At 37.0% G+C, this 4,891-nt stretch carries 6 protein-coding genes and 1 pseudogene; 5 read left to right on the top strand and 2 right to left on the bottom strand.

Annotated features, from left to right (window positions below; genetic code table 11):
• The first annotated feature begins 171 nt into the window (after window positions 1-171).
• The 4 genes from L654_RS0104270 to L654_RS1000000127750 all read left to right on the top strand — a co-directional run bounded on the left by L654_RS0104270 (window position 172) and on the right by L654_RS1000000127750 (window position 2,787).
• Complete coding sequence (locus L654_RS0104270) at window positions 172-783, top strand: hypothetical protein (protein ID WP_024607372.1); 612 nt, start codon at window positions 172-174, stop codon at window positions 781-783.
• A 347-nt stretch (window positions 784-1,130) separates the two neighbouring features.
• Window positions 1,131-1,556 carry a hypothetical protein gene (locus L654_RS0104265; protein WP_024607371.1) on the top strand — a complete coding sequence of 142 codons (426 nt, stop codon included), beginning with the start codon at window positions 1,131-1,133 and terminating at the stop codon, window positions 1,554-1,556.
• A gap of 131 nt (window positions 1,557-1,687) precedes the next feature.
• The gene (locus L654_RS0104260; RefSeq protein ID WP_139016092.1) at window positions 1,688-2,089 is read left to right on the top strand and encodes a hypothetical protein; all 402 of its coding nucleotides are present in this window, start codon (window positions 1,688-1,690) and stop codon (window positions 2,087-2,089) included.
• A 521-nt stretch (window positions 2,090-2,610) separates the two neighbouring features.
• Window positions 2,611-2,787 (top strand): hypothetical protein, encoded by a 177-nt coding sequence (locus L654_RS1000000127750; RefSeq protein ID WP_158001139.1) that lies wholly within the window; start codon window positions 2,611-2,613, stop codon window positions 2,785-2,787.
• 247 nt (window positions 2,788-3,034) lie between these two features.
• Here L654_RS1000000127750 and L654_RS0104250 read toward each other — a convergent pair whose 3' ends face one another.
• Entirely contained in the window at window positions 3,035-4,225 is a 1,191-nt protein-coding gene (locus tag L654_RS0104250) for a PQQ-dependent sugar dehydrogenase (protein ID WP_024607369.1), read from the bottom strand.
• Here L654_RS0104250 and L654_RS0104245 point away from each other — a divergent pair.
• Window positions 4,210-4,662, top strand: a complete 453-nt coding sequence (locus tag L654_RS0104245; RefSeq protein WP_024607368.1) for a hypothetical protein — start codon at window positions 4,210-4,212, stop codon at window positions 4,660-4,662. The genes L654_RS0104250 and L654_RS0104245 overlap by 16 nt on opposite strands.
• 103 nt (window positions 4,663-4,765) lie before the next feature.
• Here L654_RS0104245 and L654_RS1000000128640 read toward each other — a convergent pair.
• Window positions 4,766-4,891 (bottom strand): annotated as a pseudogene (locus L654_RS1000000128640) (divalent metal cation transporter); the annotation flags it as partial.

Below are 4,891 nucleotides of genomic sequence, written 5' to 3'. Positions count from 1 at the left end.
TAATCCCTTCCAAAACGCCAATTAAAACAATATCAAACACTTCTATATTCTGCGTAAAAATACAGTAATCAATTGAACCAAAATAGGAACTCAGCTATGGTTTGTTTATCAATAAAAACAAATTTAAAAACGAGTTAATCTACAGGCTCGTTATACGTACAGGAGAGTTTTGTGCTTGATGAAATTATTTCTCAGCTCAAAGATAAAAAATCAACCAAACGACGCTCTGCGGCTAAGAAGTTACGTAAACTTAAAAGTATTGATGCAGGTTCATATCTATTAATTGCTTTGGAAGAAGAAATTAAAGATTCGCGTACTTGGGAAACGCAATATCAAATGATTATGGCTCTTGGTGAGTCTAACTTTAAACCAGCATTAAGTTTTCTTAAATCATTAGTAAAGCATAACTTTGAAGCCACAATGATTTATGTTGCTATTGGTGATTCAATCCAACGATTATCAATGCAAAATGAACAAGACATTACCTCAGTATTTGAAGCTATAAAAACAGGTAATGATATGCTCGTGAGCGGTGCTATCCGTGCAATGGCAATGCTTAAAATAGTGCCTGACGACGATTCTATAGAAAATATCATTAATTATGCTATCGTTCAAAAGAAGAACGATGGCATAAACTTTTGGATATTAGCTGCGGCTCCGGGTTGGTCAGGGCAAAAAGTTCAGGAGTACCTTGGTTATTGTTCAACTTCTAAACGTGACGAGATAATTAATGCAGTTGAGTTAGCTCGAAAAAACAAATATAAAAAATGGTTTCCGCTTTAAGTACGTATGGAGCCATAAACTAGACACCCACTCTAAATTTTGCACTTTTATGAGCCTAGATTAGTTTACAATTGGAGTGGCTGTCTAATTTAATGCGATATAGAAAAGCTGCAAAACACGATGCATTAAGAAGGGTAAGCCCTTTTACCCTAAAAAGCCACTCAAACACCCTTAATCCCTTCCAAAACGCCAATTAAAGCAACACCAAACACTTCTTTATATGCTGCGTAAAAGTACAGTAATCGATTGAACCAAAATAGGAACTCAGCTATGGTTTGTTTATCAATAAAAACAAATTTAAAAACGAGTTAATCTACAGGCTCGTTATACGCACAAAGGACATGTAGTTGAATAACGAAGCTGTTAAACCAAAATACTTAAATTACACTGAGATATTGGGTTTCAAAATTCCTTTAGTGTGGTGTTCGTTAGCTATGTTAATTGGCCTAATATTTCATGAAGTTGTAGAAGCTATTTTAGTACCGCCGCTAACGTTATTGATGGTTTATATTTGTCATAAAATAACCAGTTTTTTCCTGAGCTTTCAGGAACACAGTGGGATTTTGAGTGAGAAAGTTTATGGTGTGATAATTAAATTCATTTGGTTTAGTGCTGTACTTGGATTTTTCATATCTCTTTTTAGTGCCGCTTTTGAATCTGTAAACAACGAAGTAAATTTTGAATTTTTCAATGGTGTTTTCAGTATTGTCTATTTTGGTTTTGCTTTGGCAGCGGCTAATAAGTGGGGTAAAACCTATGTTCCCAAACATTAGCGTAATATGTGCGTATAACAAAAACATCAACTGGAAACTACTCGCTGTAAAGCGCTCGTATTTTCCAGTTATATTAAGCGTTATATGCCACAGGAAATTTTGTGAAATTTTTTATGTTGGGTGCAATGATTATGGCTGCAAATATCGTTTGTGCAGCCACTTATACATTTGAATCTTGGCCCGAAAACGGCAAACATTGTGAATTCTCATTTGATTCTGCACCAACGATAAATTGGGACGGTACGTCTGAGCTACCAATTTCATTTCTAAATGTTCAGTCTATTTTCAATGATTGGATAAAGGTTAATCTTAAACCAACTGAAGAAGCTCACCCTACGAGTTTTGATTTAGCTACAGTTGCCGCTGATGGGTTAGATACTAGTTATTGGGTATTTAAAGTGCGCTTTGTAGTGTTTAAAAATGGACAACCTTCCGCAATGTTTAATCGCAGAGTCGCAATTGATATGGCAGGTAAAGTAATTGAGGCGCAATGCGGCAATGAATTAGGTGGTGCACTTCCAATTAGAATCTAGGTTTGAAACCCCCGTAACTCCTTCCAAAACGCGAATAAAACCCACACTAAACACTTTTTAATATTCTGCGTAAAACACAGTAATCAATTGAACCAAAATAGGAACTCAGCTATGGTTTGTTATCAATAAAAACAAATAAAAAAACGAGTTAATCTACAGGCTCGTTAGTGCTCAAGAGGTATGATGAATCATCTTTTTCCATTAGCTTTCATTGGATTTTATGGTGCCGCCATTTCCCAACTAAGTTTTTTGGTATTTAGTGATGTTCTTGATGATGGTGTTTTAACTTATGTAGCGGTAGGTTTAGGCTNGTAGTTCGCCTTTATCAAAAATGGGGGCATGATAAATCGGCTAATATTATTATTGAATACAAGCCGGATTCAACACCATTCCACTACAAGATACTAAACTTCCCTGCGATTGTAGTACTTACTAAAATGGGCAGCATGGGGATTATTGCTGTCACGAATCATAAGTTTTCATCTAATGAGGTGACCCACAAAGAATACAGAGTAACCGGAGTGGGTCAACAGCGTGTTCGTTACGATATTTTTGAATATGTTCGATTATCGGAGACCAGTTACAGTTTGGGCACGGATACAAGTAATCCATATAAAGTTGGTGATCAGTTAAAAGTAAAATTAAGAACTGGATTATGGGGTTATGATATAGTTGATGAAATTAGCAAAAAGCACTAACAAGACCGTTAAACAAAGGACGAAGGACTGCAGCCTGTACTCCTTGTCGCAAAATTTAGCTTTCTACATTGTGCCGTTTACGGCAAGCATTATGAGCAAATTGTTCAAACAGGAATTTTGATATTTTTAGCAATAACTAAAGAGATCAAAATTTGGCTTCGTACATCAGAACTTAAATTAATAAAATCCGTTTATTCAAGCCGCTACCTTACTTTAAAAGCGCAGCGGCTTTTATCCCCTTTGTGAATTAATTTGATGTCATCAACATTAGCTTTGCCTCTTTACCGTCTGTTAATACCGCGACGTTACCTCTATCAGTTATAAACACATCTCTCAACCTGCCTGCGGCCTTAGGAAATATGTGAGACTGGGTAAATTCACCACTTACCAGATTAACGCTGTAGAGCTTTTTATCAACAAGAGTAGTGATAAGCACATGTTGTTGTAACGAGGGAAAAGCTGCATGTTTAGAGCCGTAATACGCCATGCCTGATGGCGCTATTGATGGCGTCCAATTAACACTTGGTTTTTGCATGCCTTTATATTCGGTAAATGGTGAAATACGCGCTTGCGAGTAATCTTTGCCATAGGTGATTACCGNCCAGCCGTAATTTGTCCCAGCGGTTAAGTAGTTTAGCTCGTCACCGCCTGCAGGGCCGTGTTCGTTGCTAACAATTTGCTGCGTATCGTAATCATAAACTAAGCCTTGAGGGTTACGATGACCAAGTGAGTAAACAGCATGTGCACTTAGGTTTTTGTGATTAATAAATGGGTTATCTGTTGGAATGGTACCATCTAGGTTTATACGTAATATTTTACCAAGTTGGCTGGTGATAACTTGTGCTTGCTCTCTAAAGTCAAACCCATCGCCCGTTGAAATTAATAACGTATTGTCGGGTAGGACAAGGGCGCGTCCTGCGTAATGTTGCGGTGTGTTTTTATCAGTCGCTACTTTATAAATAACGTTAGGCTTTGAAAAGTCAGCGCCATTAAACGTGGCTTTGGCAACAACAAGCCTATTTGCGCTTGCATTACCTTGGGCATAAGTAAAAATAATTTCTTTGGAGTCGTTATAATCTGGTGATAATACAATGTCGAGTAAACCACCTTGGCCTGCAACGTATAAACCTGTTAGGTTTAATTTTACTCTTGATTGCACGTTGTTTTTAACTATAACTACGTGGCCATCACGCTCTGTAATTAACCATGTGCCGTTTGGTAGTTCAACCATGCTCCACGGAGACTGTAATTGCGTAGCCAGTGTTTTTGTACTGTATTGCTCCTTTGGTAACGTAGCATCTGCATTAACAGAAAACGAAAAAAGCGAAAGCAAAGTAAAAAAAGAGATACATTGTTTACGGAGCAAGCCTTTGCTAGCATGACTTGCATAAGAGAAAAGCTTTATTTTAAATTGAGATAACAATGTTGTTTTTAACACGTATATTGCCTTCATTTTTAGTTTCTTGGTTACTTACATTTTCACTTGCTAGCTTGTTTCATAGCCAATACGTTGTCAATCAATTAGTTAATGTAGGTGTAGTGGTGGGCTTTAGTGATCGTGCTAGTTTAACGCTTGATGATTGGTTAGGCCTATTACCTACCTACGGCGCTATTATTGCCGTAGCACTTGCCATCGCTTTTTTCGTTACCGTAAAGCTTAATAAAAAGGTTCAAAAATACAGTACTCAGTTATTTGTTATTGCTGGCATTGTGGCATTTGCTATTGTGTTAATTGCCATTGAATCAATTATGAATATTCATATTATAGCGGGCTCAAGAGGCTGGGGTTTTTATGCTCAACTGCTTGCAGGCGCGGTAGGTGGTTTTGCGTTTTCGCAATTATTTAAAGCAGCTAAAAACCAAAAAGCGTGTTAGATGTGTGAATATAAGTACGACTTATACGTTATTTGGTGATTAATAAATAAAGGCCGTTGTTTATTGTAAACAGCGGCCTTTAAATATGGTTTTTAGAATTTAATCAAAAAATTAAACTAATTAGTTTGTAGCTACTTAGCCCAAATATTAAGATTAAAACGGGCAGGGTCACCAGGTTTAACACCAAAGAGTTAGTGTAGTTTCCCATAACCCCTTTTTGATTAACCAG

The sequence above is a fragment of the Pseudoalteromonas sp. TAB23 genome, from assembly GCF_000498075.1.
GTDB lineage: Bacteria > Pseudomonadota > Gammaproteobacteria > Enterobacterales > Alteromonadaceae > Pseudoalteromonas > Pseudoalteromonas arctica.
Note: the sequence above shows the minus strand (reverse complement) of the source record. Positions and strands in the feature narration are given on the sequence as shown.